At 64.7% G+C, this 16,180-nt stretch carries 17 protein-coding genes; 9 read left to right on the forward strand and 8 right to left on the reverse strand.

Translation table 11 applies throughout. The features are described 5' to 3' along the window. The 5 genes from DUPY_RS09725 to DUPY_RS09745 form a co-directional block, all read left to right on the forward strand. The coding region (locus DUPY_RS09725) for a penicillin-binding protein activator (protein ID WP_208600023.1) at nucleotides 1-590 on the forward strand (590 nt) is incomplete at its 5' end. A gap of 7 nt (nucleotides 591-597) precedes the next feature. Then, on the forward strand, nucleotides 598-972 hold the full coding sequence (locus tag DUPY_RS09730) for a YraN family protein (RefSeq protein ID WP_070247638.1): 375 nt from the start codon (nucleotides 598-600) through the stop codon (nucleotides 970-972). Nucleotides 973-1,041: 69 nt separating this feature from the next. After that, a complete protein-coding gene (locus tag DUPY_RS09735; RefSeq protein WP_070247639.1) occupies nucleotides 1,042-1,638 on the forward strand; it encodes a phosphoheptose isomerase in 597 nt (198 codons plus the stop codon). After that, nucleotides 1,631-2,281, forward strand: coding sequence for a BON domain-containing protein (locus tag DUPY_RS09740; RefSeq protein ID WP_070247640.1), 651 nt, complete (start codon nucleotides 1,631-1,633; stop codon nucleotides 2,279-2,281). The genes DUPY_RS09735 and DUPY_RS09740 overlap by 8 nt, the downstream gene beginning before the upstream one ends. 4 nt (nucleotides 2,282-2,285) lie before the next feature. Continuing rightward, a complete protein-coding gene (locus tag DUPY_RS09745) occupies nucleotides 2,286-2,825 on the forward strand; it encodes a peroxiredoxin family protein (protein WP_070247641.1) in 540 nt (179 codons plus the stop codon). Here the strand turns inward: DUPY_RS09745 and DUPY_RS09750 are convergent. From DUPY_RS09750 to lipB, 5 genes are all read right to left on the reverse strand, one after another. Further along, nucleotides 2,822-3,724, reverse strand: a complete 903-nt coding sequence (locus tag DUPY_RS09750) for a DUF3034 family protein (RefSeq protein WP_070247642.1) — start codon at nucleotides 3,722-3,724, stop codon at nucleotides 2,822-2,824. The two genes, DUPY_RS09745 and DUPY_RS09750, sit on opposite strands and share 4 nt — an antisense overlap. 21 nt (nucleotides 3,725-3,745) lie before the next feature. Then, nucleotides 3,746-4,225, reverse strand: a complete 480-nt coding sequence (locus tag DUPY_RS09755; RefSeq protein ID WP_070247643.1) for a group I truncated hemoglobin — start codon at nucleotides 4,223-4,225, stop codon at nucleotides 3,746-3,748. A gap of 141 nt (nucleotides 4,226-4,366) precedes the next feature. Next, the gene (locus DUPY_RS09760) at nucleotides 4,367-5,029 is read right to left on the reverse strand and encodes a uracil-DNA glycosylase (RefSeq protein ID WP_070247644.1); all 663 of its coding nucleotides are present in this window, start codon (nucleotides 5,027-5,029) and stop codon (nucleotides 4,367-4,369) included. A gap of 21 nt (nucleotides 5,030-5,050) precedes the next feature. Continuing rightward, entirely contained in the window at nucleotides 5,051-6,040 is a 990-nt protein-coding gene (lipA, locus tag DUPY_RS09765) for a lipoyl synthase (RefSeq protein ID WP_070247645.1), read from the reverse strand. Nucleotides 6,041-6,070: 30 nt separating this feature from the next. After that, nucleotides 6,071-6,766 carry a lipoyl(octanoyl) transferase LipB gene (lipB, locus tag DUPY_RS09770; protein WP_070247652.1) on the reverse strand — a complete coding sequence of 232 codons (696 nt, stop codon included), beginning with the start codon at nucleotides 6,764-6,766 and terminating at the stop codon, nucleotides 6,071-6,073. A gap of 176 nt (nucleotides 6,767-6,942) precedes the next feature. On the opposite strand from lipB, the gene DUPY_RS09775 reads away from it, so the two are divergent. Next, nucleotides 6,943-7,749 (forward strand): LysR family transcriptional regulator, encoded by an 807-nt coding sequence (locus tag DUPY_RS09775; RefSeq protein ID WP_070247646.1) that lies wholly within the window; start codon nucleotides 6,943-6,945, stop codon nucleotides 7,747-7,749. On the opposite strand, the gene DUPY_RS09780 is transcribed toward DUPY_RS09775, so the two are convergent. From DUPY_RS09780 to DUPY_RS09790, 3 genes are all read right to left on the reverse strand, one after another. Continuing rightward, a complete protein-coding gene (locus tag DUPY_RS09780) occupies nucleotides 7,742-8,017 on the reverse strand; it encodes a DUF493 family protein (RefSeq protein WP_070247647.1) in 276 nt (91 codons plus the stop codon). The two genes, DUPY_RS09775 and DUPY_RS09780, sit on opposite strands and share 8 nt — an antisense overlap. A gap of 343 nt (nucleotides 8,018-8,360) precedes the next feature. Further along, nucleotides 8,361-10,613: a DUF6600 domain-containing protein gene (locus DUPY_RS09785; protein ID WP_070247648.1), complete on the reverse strand. Its 2,253-nt coding sequence runs from the start codon at nucleotides 10,611-10,613 to the stop codon at nucleotides 8,361-8,363. Nucleotides 10,614-10,682: 69 nt separating this feature from the next. Then, nucleotides 10,683-11,324, reverse strand: coding sequence for a LysE family transporter (locus DUPY_RS09790; protein WP_070247653.1), 642 nt, complete (start codon nucleotides 11,322-11,324; stop codon nucleotides 10,683-10,685). A gap of 163 nt (nucleotides 11,325-11,487) precedes the next feature. On the opposite strand from DUPY_RS09790, the gene DUPY_RS09795 reads away from it, so the two are divergent. From DUPY_RS09795 to DUPY_RS09805, 3 genes are all read left to right on the forward strand, one after another. Then, a complete protein-coding gene (locus DUPY_RS09795; protein ID WP_070247649.1) occupies nucleotides 11,488-12,426 on the forward strand; it encodes a DUF808 domain-containing protein in 939 nt (312 codons plus the stop codon). Between the two features lie 83 nt (nucleotides 12,427-12,509). Then, nucleotides 12,510-14,561 (forward strand): EAL domain-containing protein, encoded by a 2,052-nt coding sequence (locus DUPY_RS09800; RefSeq protein ID WP_070247650.1) that lies wholly within the window; start codon nucleotides 12,510-12,512, stop codon nucleotides 14,559-14,561. Between the two features lie 116 nt (nucleotides 14,562-14,677). Next, a partial coding sequence (locus tag DUPY_RS09805; RefSeq protein ID WP_070247651.1) for a methyl-accepting chemotaxis protein occupies nucleotides 14,678-16,180 on the forward strand: 1,503 nt, incomplete at its 3' end.

Genomic DNA, 16,180 nt, shown 5'->3' on the forward strand with positions numbered 1-16,180 from the left:
GCGCACCGAATAATTACCTGAGCGACCCGGACCTGGTGCAACTGCGCGCACGCCTGCAGCAGGACCCGCCGGGCCTGCTGTTCTCGGCCATGGGCGCCGACCAGACCCGCCAGCTGCGCGGAGCGCTCAACAGCGGCCTGGTACATGAAGCGGACGAGCCGGCGATCAGCACCGCCGACGGCTTGCCGGCAGCACCGGCGGCGCCAGCCGCGCCCACCGGCTTTGCCGCCCTGCCGCTGTACGGCACCTCGGCGCTGAACGCCGGTGGCGGCATGAATTCGCCGACCAATGAACTCGATGGCGTGCGCCTGCTCGACCTGCCATGGCAGGTGCAGCGCGACCATCCGGCGGTGATGGTGTACCCGCACCCGGTACAGGCCGGCACGGCTGACATGGAACGGCTGTACGCGCTGGGCATCGACGCCTACCGCGTGGCGCGCGAAGTGAGCCGCCAGCCGGCTGGCCGCTTCCAGCTCGATGGCGTGACCGGGCGCCTGACGGTGGACTTCGGCCAGGGTGCGGCCCGCTTCGAGCGGGTGGAGCAGCCGGCCGTGTTCAAGAACGGCGTGCCGCAGGCCGTGCAACAGTAACCATCCCATGGCGCCGTCCCGCGCGCCGAGCGGACGGCGCACCGCGCAACAGCAACTGGGCCAGCAGGGCGAGGACCGGGCGCTGGCCTACCTGCTGGCACAGGGCCTGGTGCTGGTCGAGCGCAATTTTCGCTGCAAGGCCGGCGAGATCGACCTGGTCATGCGCCACGGCGCCCACCTGGTGTTCGTGGAAGTGCGGCGCCGCGCAGCCAGCGGCTTCGGCGGCGCAGCTGCCAGCGTCACCCACGCCAAGCAGCGGCGGCTGGTCCACGCGGCCCAGTGCTACCTGCTGCGCCACCGCGCGCCCCCGCCCTGCCGCTTCGACCTGGTGGCGCTTGACGGCGATCAGCTCGAATGGCTGCGCAATATCATTACCCTATGAAACGAGTTGTAAGCATTTTTAACAGCACTTGTCCGGGGTTCTCGATGACTGCACTATAATCAGCACACTATGACAAATCAACGCATCCTGGCGCACTTCCACGAAAGTGCCGAACTGAAGATCCAATCGGCCACTGTGCTGGCGCCCCATATCGCCCAAGCCATCGAGATGATGTTTGCGGCATTGTCTAATGGCAATAAGATTTTGGTGTGCGGCAACGGCGGCTCGGCTGCCGACGCCCAGCATTTCGCTGCAGAACTGGTGGGGCGCTTCGAACGCGAACGCTTCCCGCTGCCGGCCATTTCGCTCACCACCGACACGTCGATCCTGACGGCCGTGGCCAACGACTACAGCTACCGCGAAATCTTTTCCAAGCAGGTACAGGCGTTCGGCCAGGCCGGCGACATCTTGCTGGCGTTTTCCACGTCCGGCAACTCGGGCAACGTGGTGGCTGCGATCGAAGCGGCGCTCGAGCGCGAAATGCGCGTGGTCGCCATGACCGGCAAGGGCGGCGGCGAGATCGGCAAGATGCTGACCGACGCCGACGTCCATATCTGCGTCCCCGCCGACCGTACCGCCCGCATCCAGGAAGTACACCTGGTCTGCATCCACAGTATTTGCGACGGCATCGACGTCGCCCTATTCGGAGGAGATGTGAATGAGTAATTCCCGCACCATCTGGACCAACATGAAGCGCCCGCTTGCCATGAGCGTGCTGTGCCTGGCTACCGCCGCGACCCTGTCAGGTTGCGTGGCGCTGGTTGCCGGCGGCGCCATCACCGGCACCCTGGCCGCCTCCGACCGCCGCACCTTCGGTGCGCAAACCGAGGATACGTCGATCCAGCTCAAAGGTGCGAACAAGCTGCGCAATGTGCTTGGCAGCGACGCCCACGTCAACATCAACAGCTTCAACCGCCGCGTGCTGCTGTCGGGCGAAGTGCCGGACGATGCCGCCAAGGCCACCGCCGAACGCGAAATGGCAGCTGTCGAAGGCGTGCTGTCGGTCATCAACGAGCTGGAAGTATCTGGCCCTGCCAGCTACACCTCGCGCTCGAACGACACCATCATCACCGGCAAGGTCAAGGCCAGCCTGGTGGACGCCAAGGATATCTCGGCCAACTCGTACCAGGTGGTGACCGAGCGCGGCGTGGTGTACCTGATGGGTCGCGTGACCCAGCGCGAAGGTCAAATCGGCGCCGACGTCGCCCGTGGCGTCTCGGGCGTGAGCAAGGTCGTCAAGGTGTTCGAATACATCACCGACGACGAGTGGAAATCGTACCAGCCCAAGCCTAGCGGTTCGGCGCAGTAATGCCATGAGCACGACCACCTCCACTGTCGCCTCGCCGGAATCCTCGCGCGCCTGGGTCAAGCCGGTGATCGCCGCCGTGGCGCTGGCCGTGATCGGCGCGGTGGCGTACGTCACGCTCAGCAAGCGCCCGGTGGCGCCCGAGGTCACGTTCGTCACCATCAAGGGCGAGAAGATCGCGCCTGCCGACTTGCGCGGCAAGGTGGTAATGGTCAACTTCTGGGCTACCTCGTGCACCACCTGCGTGGCCGAAATGCCGCAAATGGTGGAGACCTATAACAAGTTCAAGGACGACGGCCTGGAATTCGTGGCCGTGGCCATGAGCTACGACCCGCCCAACTACGTGGTCAACTACGCCGATACGCGCAAGCTGCCCTTCAAGGTGGCGCTCGACACCGACGGCTCGGCCGCCAAGGCCTACGGCGACGTGGCCATGACCCCCACCACCTTTGTCATCGCCAAGGATGGCAAGATCCTCAAAAAGTACGTGGGGCAGCCCGATTTCCCGGCGCTGCACAAGTTACTGGCAACGTCACTTAAAAGCTAAAATCCGGTCTGCACCGACAGGTACAGGCCGCGCTGGGTCTGCGGATTGAACACCGTAATCTTGCCCAGGTTGGCATACGCCGCCGTCACCGACACATTCTTGGTCGGGAACCACGCCACGAACACATCGTAATAAGCCTTCTCGGGATCGACGCCGAGGTTGTGCGGCTTGCGCCGGTACTCCGCGCCCACTGCCAGGTGGCGGTTGACCAGGTAGGCGGCCGATACTTCTGGCATGAGCTTGCGGCTGTCGCCCTGGTCGCCGCCGAATCCCAGCAGGCCCATCTGGTTGGCCTTGGTAGCGCGCAAGGTGAGGTTGAGCAGCAGGCTTTGTTCGAGCAGCAGCTTGGTGGCCGCCACGTAGTTATCGTAGCCGCTGTCGTCTTTCGCGCCCAGCTGGATGACACTGGTGACGCCCAACGCACCGAGCCCCTTCACGCCCTTGTTGTCCTTGAACATCGCGCCCACGGCAATCTGCGGCAGCCAGCTGTCCTGCTCGTACACGGCATCGCCCGCCAGCTTGACCTTGATGCCGAGGATGTCCTGCTTGAGGTTGAGGTTGTCGAGCGGCACCAGGCTGCCCTTGAACGACTGGCTGGCCACCGACAATTCCACGCGGTCGGCCAGGCCGATCGCCACGCCGTAGGTGTCGAGCCTGTAGTCCTGGGTGCTGATATAGGTGTAGTGGGCGTTGGCGCCCCAGCTGTCGCGGGTGCCGTAGCCGGTAATCAGCGCCCACGGCACGATGCCGCCGCCGCCGGCGCCTTCCACCTGGATCACGCCGCCAGTGGCCAGCAGCCTGCCCATGTCGGGCGCCGCCTGGGATTGGGCGGCGGCGCTGCCGGCGGCCAATCCCAGGATGGACAGGGCAAGCGCTGTCCGGGAGATTGAAAATGTCATGACGATGCTCCTGGCGGCTGCTTACTTGGTGACAATGGCGCGCTGCATGGGCGCCAGCTTGGCCACCAGCTTGTTGGCGACGCTATTGGGGACGTTGTGGCGTTCCATGGCGATTTGCAGGTCTTCGGTCAGCGCGTTGAACATGGCGTTGGTAATCTTCAGGTCCTGGTGCACGGTGGTCATGTCGCGCACGGTGCCCACGCCGTCCATGGTTTTGTCGCGGTATTTGCCGGTGTACTTGCACGGTCCGCCGGCGAACTCGCAAATCTGCTCCTGCAGCCGCACGTTCAGCTGCTCCATGTCGAAGTCGGCGAAGTTGTCCTTGATGCGCGGATCGGCCAGTACCAGCGGAATAAAGGTCTCGACGATCTTCTTGATGCCTTGCTTGCCGCCGAGCCCCTGGTACACGGTGTCGTCGGTATAAGGCGTTTGCGCCACCACCAGCGAGGACGCCAGCAGCAAGCCGGTCATCACGGTGGCCACACGGGAAAGTAGTTGCATGTCGGTTCCTCAGCAGGGCAAAAGGGAATGTCCCCCCGACAATTTATCAGCTTATGCGTGGCAATCTGGCATTTGTTTGCTGGGAAACAATACTTTCGACTTGCCAGTTGTGGCGTTGCATCCACTTCCGTGTGCGTGCGGTCATGCCCAGCGGATCAGCTCCTTGCCGTGGGCAGCGAGGTAATCGTTGGTGCGCGAGAATGGCTTGCTGCCGAAGAAGCCCTTGCGGGCCGAGAATGGCGACGGGTGCGGCGAAGTAAGCACCAGGTGCTTGCCGGTATCGATCAGGGCGCGCTTGGCGATCGCGTAACTGCCCCACAGGATGAACACCAGCCCGTCGCGCTGCTCGGACAGCCGGGCTATGGCGCTGTCGGTAAAGGTTTCCCAGCCCTTGTTGGCATGCGAGCCGGCCTGGCGTGCGCGCACGGTCAGCACGCTATTGAGCAGAAACACGCCCTGCTCGGCCCAGTCGGTCAGGTCGGTGTGACGCCGTTCGACGCCGACATCGTCGCGCAGTTCGTGGAAGATGTTTTGCAGGCTGGGCTGGGGGCGATTACCGTCGGGGACCGAAAAGCAGAAACCCATGGCGGCGCCTGGCGTGTGATACGGATCCTGCCCCAGGATCACCACTTTGACGTCATCGAACGGCGTCAGGTCGAAGGCCCGAAAAATATCCTTGCCAGCCGGGCAGCAAGGACCGGCGGCGTACTCGTCCTTCACGAACTCGGTGAGGGCTTGCCAGTACGGTTGCTCGAACTGGTCTTGCAGGTGGGCTTTCCATGAGGGTTCGATGCGGACGGTCATGAAAGCCCACTACCTTCACAATCAGGCGTTGACTGCCGCCAGCACGTTATGCGCCTGCTCATCCGCGTGGTACGAGCTGCGCACCATGGCGCCCACGGCGGCGTGGCCGAAGCCCATTTTGTAGGCTTCCTGTTCGAACATCTTGAACACGTCCGGGTGCACGTAGCGGCGTACCGGCAGGTGGCTGTTCGACGGCGCCAGGTACTGGCCGATGGTCAGCATGTCGATGTCGTGCTCGCGCATGTCGCGCATCACTTGCAGGATTTCTTCGTCGGTCTCGCCCAGGCCCACCATCAGGCCGGACTTGGTCTTGACGTTCGGGTACAGGGCCTTGAAGTCCTTGAGCAGCTTGAGCGAGTGCATGTAGTCGGCGCCGGGACGCGCTTCCTTGTACAGGCGCGGCACGGTTTCCATGTTGTGGTTCATCACGTCGGGCAGGCCGTCGGCGAAAATCGCCAGCGCCTTGTCGAGACGGCCGCGGAAGTCCGGCACCAGCACTTCGATTTGCGTCAGTGGCGACAAATCCTTGGTCTTGGTGATGCACTCGACGAAGTGGCCGGCGCCGCCGTCGCGCAAGTCGTCGCGGTCGACCGAAGTGATCACCACGTAGTTCAGGCGCAGCTTGGCGATGGTGTTGGCCAGGTTCATCGGCTCGTTGACGTCGAGCGGATCGGGACGGCCGTGGCCCACGTCGCAGAACGGGCAGCGGCGGGTGCACTTGTCGCCCATGATCATGAAGGTGGCCGTGCCCTTGCCGAAGCATTCGCCGATGTTGGGGCAGCTCGCTTCTTCGCAGACGGTGACCAGCTTGTTCTCGCGCAGGATGTCCTTGATCTCGTAGAAGCGGCTCGATGCCGAGGCGCCCTTGACGCGGATCCACTCCGGCTTTTTCAGCCGTTCCACCTGCTCGACCGGCACGATCTTGATCGGGATGCGCGACGTCTTGCTGGCGCCTTTTTGCTTTTCGCTCGGGTTGTAAGCGGGAGTGCTGGAGGTGGTCTCAGTGGTCATTTGGCTGCATGCCCTCGCGGGCTGGATTGGTTATTCAGGTTGTACGGTTGGTTGCAGAACGGGCGCTTCGACTTCGATAGACAGCACCCGTACCAGTTCCTCGGCCAGTTGCTGCTGCACGTCGGCCAGTTGCGCCTGGGCGCCGACGGTGCGCATGTCGACGGTTTCGAGGCCGGCATAGCCGCATGGATTGATCCAGGAAAACGGCGCCAGGTCCATCGCCACGTTCAGTGACAGCCCGTGGTACGTGCAGCCGTTGCCGCGCACTTTCAAGCCCAGCGCGGCAATCTTGGCGCCGCGCCTGGGCCCGTCCGCCATGTAAATGCCGGGCGCGCCGTCAATACGCTCACCGACGAGATTATACGCCCCTAACACATTGATGATCGCCTGCTCGATTTTATGCACGAACTGGCGCGCATACAGCTTGCCGCCCGGCTTGTTGCGGCGCAGGTCCATCAGCAGGTAGATCACCACCTGGCCGGGTCCGTGGTAGGTCACTTCGCCGCCACGGTCGGTCTGCACCACGGGGATGGCGGCGGCGCCGGCCAGCAGGTGGCCACGGTCGGCAGCCAGGCCCAGGGTGAACACCGGTGCGTGTTCGACGATCCACAACTGGTCGCGCGTATCGGGCGTGCGGGCGTCGGTAAACGCGCGCATGGCGGCAAACGTGGTGTCGTAATCGGCAACGCCGAGGTGGCGGATCTCGGGAGTGGTGGGGGACGTCATGCCGCCATTATAAATCAGCCGGCGCGGCGGCATCCGGCCACGGCCGGGCCGGCACCTGGCCAATTCCGATCGTTGGTTAGTTTTATTCACATGGTAAACATTGCCGTATCGCCTGTAGGTGCGGTATATTCCGCTTTTCTTGCCAGTTTTATTCACAAAGTTATCCACAGACCCAGATGAGCGCCAGCCGCCGCTTGCCGAATTTTTCCGCCCTGCGCGCCTTCGAGGCGGCGGCCCGCCACGAGAATTTCTCGCGCGCGGCGGACGAGTTGCGTCTGACGCACGGGGCGATCAGCCACCAGGTACGGGCGCTGGAGGAAGACCTGGGCCGGCCACTGTTCGTGCGCCATGGAAGACAAGTGAAAATAACTCACGAGGCGCTGCAGTTCGCCCAGGTCCTGGGCAAGACCTTTGACGCCATCGGCGCCGCTGCCGACGCCCTGCGCCCTGCCGCTGGCGCCGTCGCCCCGTTGACCCTGGCTGCGCCAGCCTGGTTTGCCGCGCGCTGGCTGACGTCGCGGCTGGGCGGCTTCATCGAACTGCATCCCGAGATCGACCTGGTATTGCACACCAGGACGCCCGTGGCGGACCTGGCGCGCGCCGGGGTGGATGCCGCCATCGTGTTCGACCTGGGCCGGCATCCGGGCATGGTGGTGGAACGCCTGATGGACGAGGTACGCTATCGCGTAGTGAGCGCACACTGTGCCGACAACGCTTTAGCGTCGGTGTCGGAAGCGTTGCAGGGAGGAGAGTTGCTGCGCGCGGTGCTGGCGGGCGAAGGCGAAGCGCTGATGCACCACGTGGTGGCGGCGCCGGAGCTTGCCGCCGGCCGGCTGGCCCGCCGGCCCGGTGCGGCACAGGCCTGTGCGGAGGCTTATTACCTGGTGTCGCCGCCGGGCGTGGCCGAGCGGCCGCAGGTGGCGGCGTTGCGGCGCTGGTTGCACGACGAGGTCGCCGCCTTCCAGCGCCTGCTGCTTACATGACGATCTTGACCATCGGGTGCGCCGACAGCTCGGAATAGAGCGCATCAAGCTGTTCGCGGCTGGTGGCGCGCACGGTCACGGTCAGGCCGGTGAAGTTGCCCTTGGACGAAGGACGCACTTCCATTTTGCCTTCGTGAAAATCCGGGTCGTGCTTTTGCACCACCAGCACGATGGTCGGCGCGAAGTCGATATGAGTCGGCCCCATCACCTTGATCGGAAAATCGCTCGGGTACTCGATGAGGGACTCGGTCGGTGGGATCGCTTGCATAATCATTCCAATCTATTAAGAAAAACCGGCGGACATCGACGTGACGCCGCCAGCCTGCATTGTAGCCAAAGTTGCCGGCTGCGAGGCCAGTGACCCATGTGGGGCCGCCGCGCCCAAAAAAAAGCCAGCCTTGTAGGCTGGCAAAAACTATTTTCCCGGGAATACTGAAAATAGTTGGGGCAAAGGGATGAGACGGTGCGCACTGCGAACCTGGCAACGGAGTTCGTTGTCATCGCAAGCTGCAATGACACGAATGTAATGAGTCCTGCGGCCGAAGGCCACAGTCGTGCGACGAAATGCACTGTGAGCGGATTGAAACGCCGTTATGCGGATTAAGCGCCAACTACCGTTGATCCTGGCCCGGGCGTTCACGGTGTTCGCGCGGCTGTCTTTGCTCGGACCGTTGTTGCGGCTGCGCCTGCGGTGGCGCAGGGGGCGCCACGGCTTGGCGTGGCGGCTGGGCAGGCTGCGCCTGGGGCTGCGGCCGCTCTTGCGGCTGCTGACGCTCGGTATTCCAACGCGGACGTTCTTGCTGCTGTGGTCGATCTTGCTGCTGCGGTCGCTCCTGCTGTGGCTGAAAGCGTGGGCGATCCGGCTGCGGCTGTTGTTGAGGCTGCTGCTGTTGCGCCTGCGGTTGCTGCTGCGAGCGGCCGTCCTGCCAACGCTGGCGCCGCTGATCGTCATCGCGCTGGCGCCGGTCATTGTCATCGCGCTGGCGCCGGTCATTGTCATCGCGCTGGCGGCGTTCGTTGTCGTCGCGCTGACGACGATCATTGTCGTCGCGCTGGAAGCGGTCGCGGGTATTGCCGATTTGCAACACCGGCGCCGGCATCAGGGCGCCATTGCCGGGACGGCCGCTGCCATTGGGGCGGGTATGGATTTCAATGCCCACGTCGCGCGGGTTGATGGTTTGCGCCGGCGCATCGGGCGTGCCGATCTGGTTCGGCGGCAGGGTACTGATCCGTTGCGGCTGGCCCTTGCCGGGCTGCCAGCCTTGCTGTTGCTGCGGCGGCTGCTGTGGCTGCTGCTGTTGCTGTGGCTGCTGCCCCAGCGCCGGATTGGTGGCAATCACGCGCCCCAGGCGGTGATCGTTGCGCGGCCCGTCATTGCGCGGATTGTTATCGTAGCGTGGGTTGTCATTGCGCGCATTGTTATCGTTGCGCACCCAGCCGTTACGCGGGTCGTTATCGTTACGCACCCAGTCATTGCGCGGATTGTTGTCGTTGCGCGGCCCGTCGCCACGCGGGTTGTTGCCATTGCGCGGGTTGTTGTCGAAGCGGTCCGGGCGGCCGTTGCCGTCGCGGTCCTGCCAGTTGCGGCTGGTTTCGATGCGGCCCGGGCCGGCGGGACGCGGCGGCGTGGCCGGCGTCACCAGGTTGGCCTGCTGTGGCCGCGGCACAAAATGGTCGCCGCGATTGACACGGATAATATTGCGTCCCTCGAACTGCGCGCGCGGCAGCACGGTCATGCCGTTGCGATGGCTGTCCCAGCCGCCGTTGCGGCCATCGCGGCCATCGTCGTGACCGCCACGCGGCGTAAACGGCTTGCCCTTGTAGCTCCAGCTCAGGCGCTGCTCGTAGCCGGACGACACCCGGTAGCCCGGCACGAAGCGGTCGCGCGGCGTGAGCGGGTACCAGCCCAGGCCCGGTCCCTGGTTCGGATGGTTGACGCCGCCCACCCAGCCCACCAGCGCCGGCGCCCACACCGGGCGGCCGGACGGACGGCCCGGCGCCCAGTACCAGCGCTGGCGCACCGTCACCCAGCGGCCGTAGTGCGACGGCGCATAGCCCCAGGGCGCGTTATCGACCCAGGTCCAGCCCCACGGCGCCAGCCAGGTCCAGCGGCCGTCGCGGTACGGCGCCCAGTCGGCGGCGACATTGCGCGGCGCCCACAAGGGACCGTACTCGACGTTCTCGGTCCAGCTGCCGTGGCGGTCCAGTTCTTCGTAGCCGGTCATGCCGGTGGAAACGTATTGAGTGGAGACCACGGCCTCGGCCTGGCGGTCGCGCTCGTCGGTCCAGACGTCGAAGCCATCGCGCCGCGCCACGGTCGTGCGCACATCGGCGGCGGTGACATCCACCTGGCGGCCCGGGCTGACCGTCACCGAGGAACCGGCGCCATCGACGCGCGCAGTGCCGGCCAGCATGCTGATCTGGCTGGTGTCGGGCAGGCGCTCCACGTCCACCCGCAGCAGGCCCGGCTCGATCATGGTGATGCGCGCCTGCGGCGTGGTCAGTTCGAAGTCGCGCAGCAAGTCGGCATTGCGCACCCGGATGCTGACACTGCCGTAATTGAGGCGCAGGCGCAGCAGGTCGTCGTCGAGCTCGGTGATTTCGAGATCCGAGTCGGCGTCGAGCCGCACCGCCGTGGAGCCGAGACGAAACTCGGTACGGGCGCCGCTGGCGGTCACCAGGTGGCTGTTGGCGGTGACTGGCCAGTTGAGGCTGGCGGCCACCGGTTCCTCCTCGCCGCTCAGGGTGACCTGGCCCTGCACCGCCGAAATGCGTCCCACCGCCGCCGGCAGGTCGGTTTGGGCCTGGGCCAGGCTGCTCCAGCCGGCCAGCACGGCCAGCACGACGGTGGGGATGAGGTTCATGGCGTCTCCGTTAGTATGGTGGATATAACGCGGCAACCGCCGGTTGGCCGACACCTGTTACAAATAATTTCAAGTTGCTGCAGCGCCGCGCTTCACAAAGAACAGCGCCGCGCCCACGCCCATCAGCAATCCGCCAAACACGCGGTTCTGCTGCCTGACGGCGCGCGGGTCGCGGAAGAACCGCTGCATCGACGAAGCCAGGAAGGCGTAGCCATGCATCACCACCAGGTCGATCGCGCACATGGTAGCGGCCAGGATCAGCAATTGCGGCAGCAAGGGCGCGCCTTGCGTGATGAACTGGGGCAGCACCGCCACCATGAAGATGATGCCCTTGGGATTGGTGGCATTGGTCAGAAAGCCGGTCAGGAAGCGCTTGCGCGGCGACGGCACCACCACTTCGAGCTGCGCCTGCTGCGCGCCGATGGCCACCTTGGCGCGCCACTGCGACAGGCCCAGGTAGATCAGGTACAGGGCGCCGACGGTCTTGACCACGTTGAACGCTACTTCGGACGCCATCAGCAGCGAGCCGACGCCGGCGCCGGCGATGAAGAAAATCAGCAGCAGGCCGGTTTGCAGGCCCAGGATGGTGGTGCTGGCGCGCCGCAGCCCATACGACAGCCCGTGCGACATCGACAACACGGCGCCCGAGCCGGGCGAGACGGCAATAATGCAGGCGGCAACGAAAAATCCCAGCCAGACGGCAAAGCTCATGATGTGGTCCGATCCCTTGTTGATCCGGCGCCAGCAAAATGCTGCGCGGTAACGCACATTGTAGCGGTGTCGCCATATCGTCGCCGGCTTGGCTTGGGTTAAACTTGCTGCTTCTATAATAAGGACTACCCATGACCACTTTCACCACCCGAGGGAGCCGCTAATGGCCGGTACCAGCCTGTTGGCCCTGCTCGACGATATCGCCACCATTCTCGACGACGTCACCGTGATGACCAAGGTCGCGGCCAAGAAGACCGCCGGCGTGCTCGGCGACGACCTGGCGCTCAATGCGCAGCAGGTGTCCGGCGTGCGCGCGGCCCGTGAACTTCCCGTGGTGTGGGCGGTGGCGCTCGGTTCGCTCAAGAATAAGGCGATCCTGGTGCCGGCGGCGCTGGCGATCAGCGCCTTTTTGCCGCAGGCGATCACGCCGCTGCTCATGATCGGCGGCCTGTACCTGTGCTTCGAGGGCTTCGAAAAAATCGCCCACAGCGTGCTGCACAAGGACGAAAAAGCCCAGCGCAAGCAGGAACTGGTGGCGGCCGTGGCCGATCCCGAGGCCGACCTGGTGGCGCTGGAAAAGGAAAAGATCAAGGGTGCCGTGCGCACCGACTTCATCCTGTCGGCCGAGATCATCGTGATCGCGCTCGGCAGCGTGGAAGGCAAGCCGTTCATGGAACAGGCACTGGTGGTGATCATGATCGCGCTGGTGATGACGGTGGGCGTGTACGGCCTGGTGGCCGGCATCGTCAAGATGGATGACGCCGGCCTGTACCTGAGCAAGCTGGGCAACGCCGTCGCGCGCGGATTTGGCCGCTTTCTGCTGGCTGCCGCGCCGGTGCTGATGAAATTCCTGTCGGTGGTCGGCACGGCCGCCATGTTCATGGTCGGCGGCGGCATCCTGGTGCACGGCATACCCGGCAGCCACGACGTGGTGCACCACGCGCAGGAAGTGATGGCCGACGTGCCCGCAGTCGGCCCGGTGCTGTCCTTCATCACGGAGTCCGTGATCGGCGCCGTGACCGGACTGGTGGCCGGTGCGCTGGCACTGGTGGTGGTGACCGTGGTGGGCAAGCTGTGGCACTCGACCAAAAAGCCCGCCTGACACGTTCAAAAAATCCGAATTCTGCCGGAACTTTCTGACCAGTAGCCACTCCAAGACCCACACCATCGGTTCGGGAGTGGCACATGGATGTTCGGCATTTACGGATGGCGCTGGACGCAGCGCGCATGACGATCTGGGATACGGCGATACACGACGGCACCGTCTATAACAGCACGGTCAGCTGGCAATGCAGTGGCCAGTGCCTGCTCGGTTTGCCTCCAGGCCGGCTGACGCAGCCATTCGTCGACTTCCTCAGCTACGTCCATCCCGATGACCGTGATGCCCTGGCCACCATCATGCAGGAAGCCGTGGATGCCGGCACCGGTTACGAAGTGGAATACCGCGTGGTCTGGGACGACGGCAGCCTGCACTGGCTGGCCGCCAAGGCCCACATGCATTGCGACGCCCACGGCGCGCCCGTTGGCACCCTGGGCGTGGTCTGGGACATCACCGACCGCAAACTGGCTGAACAGGCCAGCGCGCGCGACCGCGAGATGGCAACAGTGACCTTGCGCGCCATCGGCGAAGGCGTGATCACCATCGACCCCCACGGCAAGACCGAATACCTGAACCGCACCGCCGAACAGCTGACCGGCTGGGCCAACGACGAGGCGCGCGGGCAGGACATCGCCATCACCCTGCACCTGACCAGCGAGGCCGGCGAACCCATCGCCGAACACGTGGCGCTGCGCTGCCTGCGCTTGCGCCAAACGGTGGCGCCGGCATCCGATAACCAGCTGGTCACGCGCGCAGGGCGCCGCATCGCGGTCGAGGAATCGGCGTCACCAATCTGGGCCGACAACGGCGCGCTGCTGGGCGTGGTGGTGGTGTTCCGCGACGTCAGCCACGAGCGCAAGCTCACGCGCCAGCTGTCGTGGAACGCCAGCCACGACACCCTCACCGGCCTGATCAACCGCCGCGAGTTCGAGGCGCGCATCGCCGAGGCGCTGCACAGCGCCAAGGAGGAAGGCCATGTGCACGCCATGCTGTACATGGACCTCGACCAGTTCAAGATCGTCAACGACACCTGCGGACACGCCGCCGGCGACCTGCTGCTGCAACTGCTGGCGCGCATGCTGCAAACGCAGATGCGCGACTCCGACGTGCTGGCGCGTCTCGGTGGCGACGAGCTCGGCGTACTGCTGCCGCGCTGCGCCATCGACCAGGCGCGCCTGATCGCCGAGGGTCTGCGGCAGTCGATCCGCAATTTCCGCTTCGTCTGGCAGGACCGCACCTTCGAGCTCGGCGTATCGATCGGCATGGTCGAGGTCACGCGCCACAACAAGTCGATGACGGAATTGCTGATGGCGGCCGACCAGGCCTGCTACCTGGCCAAGGAGCGCGGTCGCAACCGCGTGCACGTGTACCGCGAGTCGGACCAGCGGCTGGCGCGCCGGCTCGGTGAGATGCAGTGGGTGTCGCGCCTGAACGAGGCATTCGAGCAGCAGTATTTTCGCCTGTACACGCAACCGATCGTGGGCCTGGGCGAACACGGTTCCGACCACCTCGAGGTACTGATCCGCATCCAGCCGGCCAAGGGCGACCTGATCCTGCCCGGCGCCTTTATACCCGCCGCCGAGCGCTACGACATGATGAACGCCATCGACCGCTGGGTGATCCGCGCCGTGTGCCGCCATGCCGGTGAAAGCGCTTCTGCACCGGTCGAATACTCGATCAACCTGTCCGGCACCTCGCTGGCCGACGAGAGCTTGCACGACTACATCGTCGAGCAGTTCCGTGAATTTAACGTGGCGCCGCAGCACATCTGCTTCGAGATTACCGAAACGGCCGTGATCGCCAACCTGATCAAGGCGCAGGAATTCATGGCCAGGCTCAAGGCGCTCGGCTGCCGCTTTTCGCTCGACGACTTCGGCAGCGGGCTGTCGTCGTTCGCGTACCTGAAAGCGCTGCCGGTCGATTTCCTCAAGATCGACGGCGTGTTCATCCGTGACATTGCCACCAATTCCATCAACCGCGCCATGGTCAAGGCGATCAACGAGGTGGGCCACGTGATGGGCCTGCGCACCGTGGCCGAATACGTGGAAGATGACGCCACCCTGGACGTGGTGCGCGACCTGGGCGTGGACTACGCGCAAGGCTATGCGGTAGGCCCGTTGCGGCCCCTCGCCCCTTGATACAACATCGACAACCCTTCCTCGGCAAATTTTGATCTACATCAATAAAATTGGCTGACGGACTCCGTACACTGGCTGCATCTATTGCGATAAAGCAACAACAGCCGGAGAGTGTGATGCGCAACAACCAACCCGTCAGCAACCGCGAAGTGGACGTCCTGGACGACCAGGCCATCGTGTCCAAGACCGATCTGCATGGCAATATCGTCTACGTGAACCCGTATTTCACCGAAATCAGCGGCTACACCGAGGACGAGTTGATCGGCGCGCCGCAGAATATCCTGCGCCATCCCGACATGCCGGCCGAGGCGTTCGCCGACCTGTGGGCCTCGATCAAGGGCGGCACGCCCTGGACCGGCATCGTCAAGAACCGCTGCAAGAACGGCGACCACTACTGGGTGCGCGCCAACATCACGCCGATTCGCGAACATGGCAAGACCATCGGCTACATGTCGGTGCGCGTCAAAGCCGAGCGTCACCAGGTGGCCGAAGCCGAGGAAGCCTACCAGGCCATCCGCACCGGCGACGGCCACGGCATCCGCATCAAGAACGGCCAGTTGATCCGTCCCGGCCTGTTGCACCTGCTGGCGCGCCTGTCCCACGTCTCGCTGGGCATGCGCATCTGGCTCGCCACCAGCGTGGTCAATGTACTGCAACTGGGCGTGTGCGTGGCCGCGCTGATGGGCGACGAGGGCCACCGCTACGCCATCTTCGGCGCCACCTTCCTGGGCCTCTTGATCAACGTCTTCCTGTGGTACACCTTACGGGCCTCGGTGCTGCTGCCGCTGCGGCAGGCGCTCGACGGCGCGCGCTCGATCGCCGCCGGCGACCTCACCGCGTCGTTCGAAACCCATGCCACCGACGAAGTAGGCCAGTTGCTGCGCGCGCTGCAGCAGATGAACAGCAACCTGATCGCCACCATCCGCGACGTGCGCGTCAACGTGGAGACCATGGCCGTGGCCACGCGCCAGATCGCCGCCGGCAACGCCGACCTGTCGGGCCGCACCGAGGCGCAGGCGGCCAGCCTGGAAGAGACCGCATCGTCGGTCGAACAATTCTCGGCCACCGTCAAGCAGAATGCCGACAACTCGGCGCAGGCCAACGAGCTGGCCGTGAGCGCCTCGCACGTGGCCGTGCAGGGCGGCGAGATCGTCGCCGACGTGATTGCCACCATGGATGAAATCAACACCTCGTCGCGCAAGATCGTCGACATCATCGGCCTGATCGAAGGCATCGCCTTCCAGACCAATATCCTGGCGCTGAACGCCGCCGTGGAAGCGGCCCGCGCCGGTGAACAGGGCCGCGGTTTTGCGGTGGTTGCCAGCGAAGTGCGCAACCTGGCCCAGCGCAGCGCCACCGCCGCCAAAGACATCAAGAACCTGATCGACGTCTCGGTCGGCAAGGTCAGCGCCGGCATGGTGCAGGTGGACCGCGCCGGCGCCACCATGAAGCAGGTGGTCACATCGGTACAGCAGGTGACCGCCATCATGCGCGAAATCTCGGTGGCCTCGCACGAGCAGAGCATCGGCGTGGACCAGGTCAATTCGGCCATCGCCCACATGGACCAGGTCACGCAGCAGAACGCCGCGCTGGTCGAGGAAGCGGCAGCGGCCACCGCC

Source organism: Duganella phyllosphaerae (assembly GCF_001758785.1).
GTDB lineage: Bacteria > Pseudomonadota > Gammaproteobacteria > Burkholderiales > Burkholderiaceae_D > Rugamonas > Rugamonas phyllosphaerae.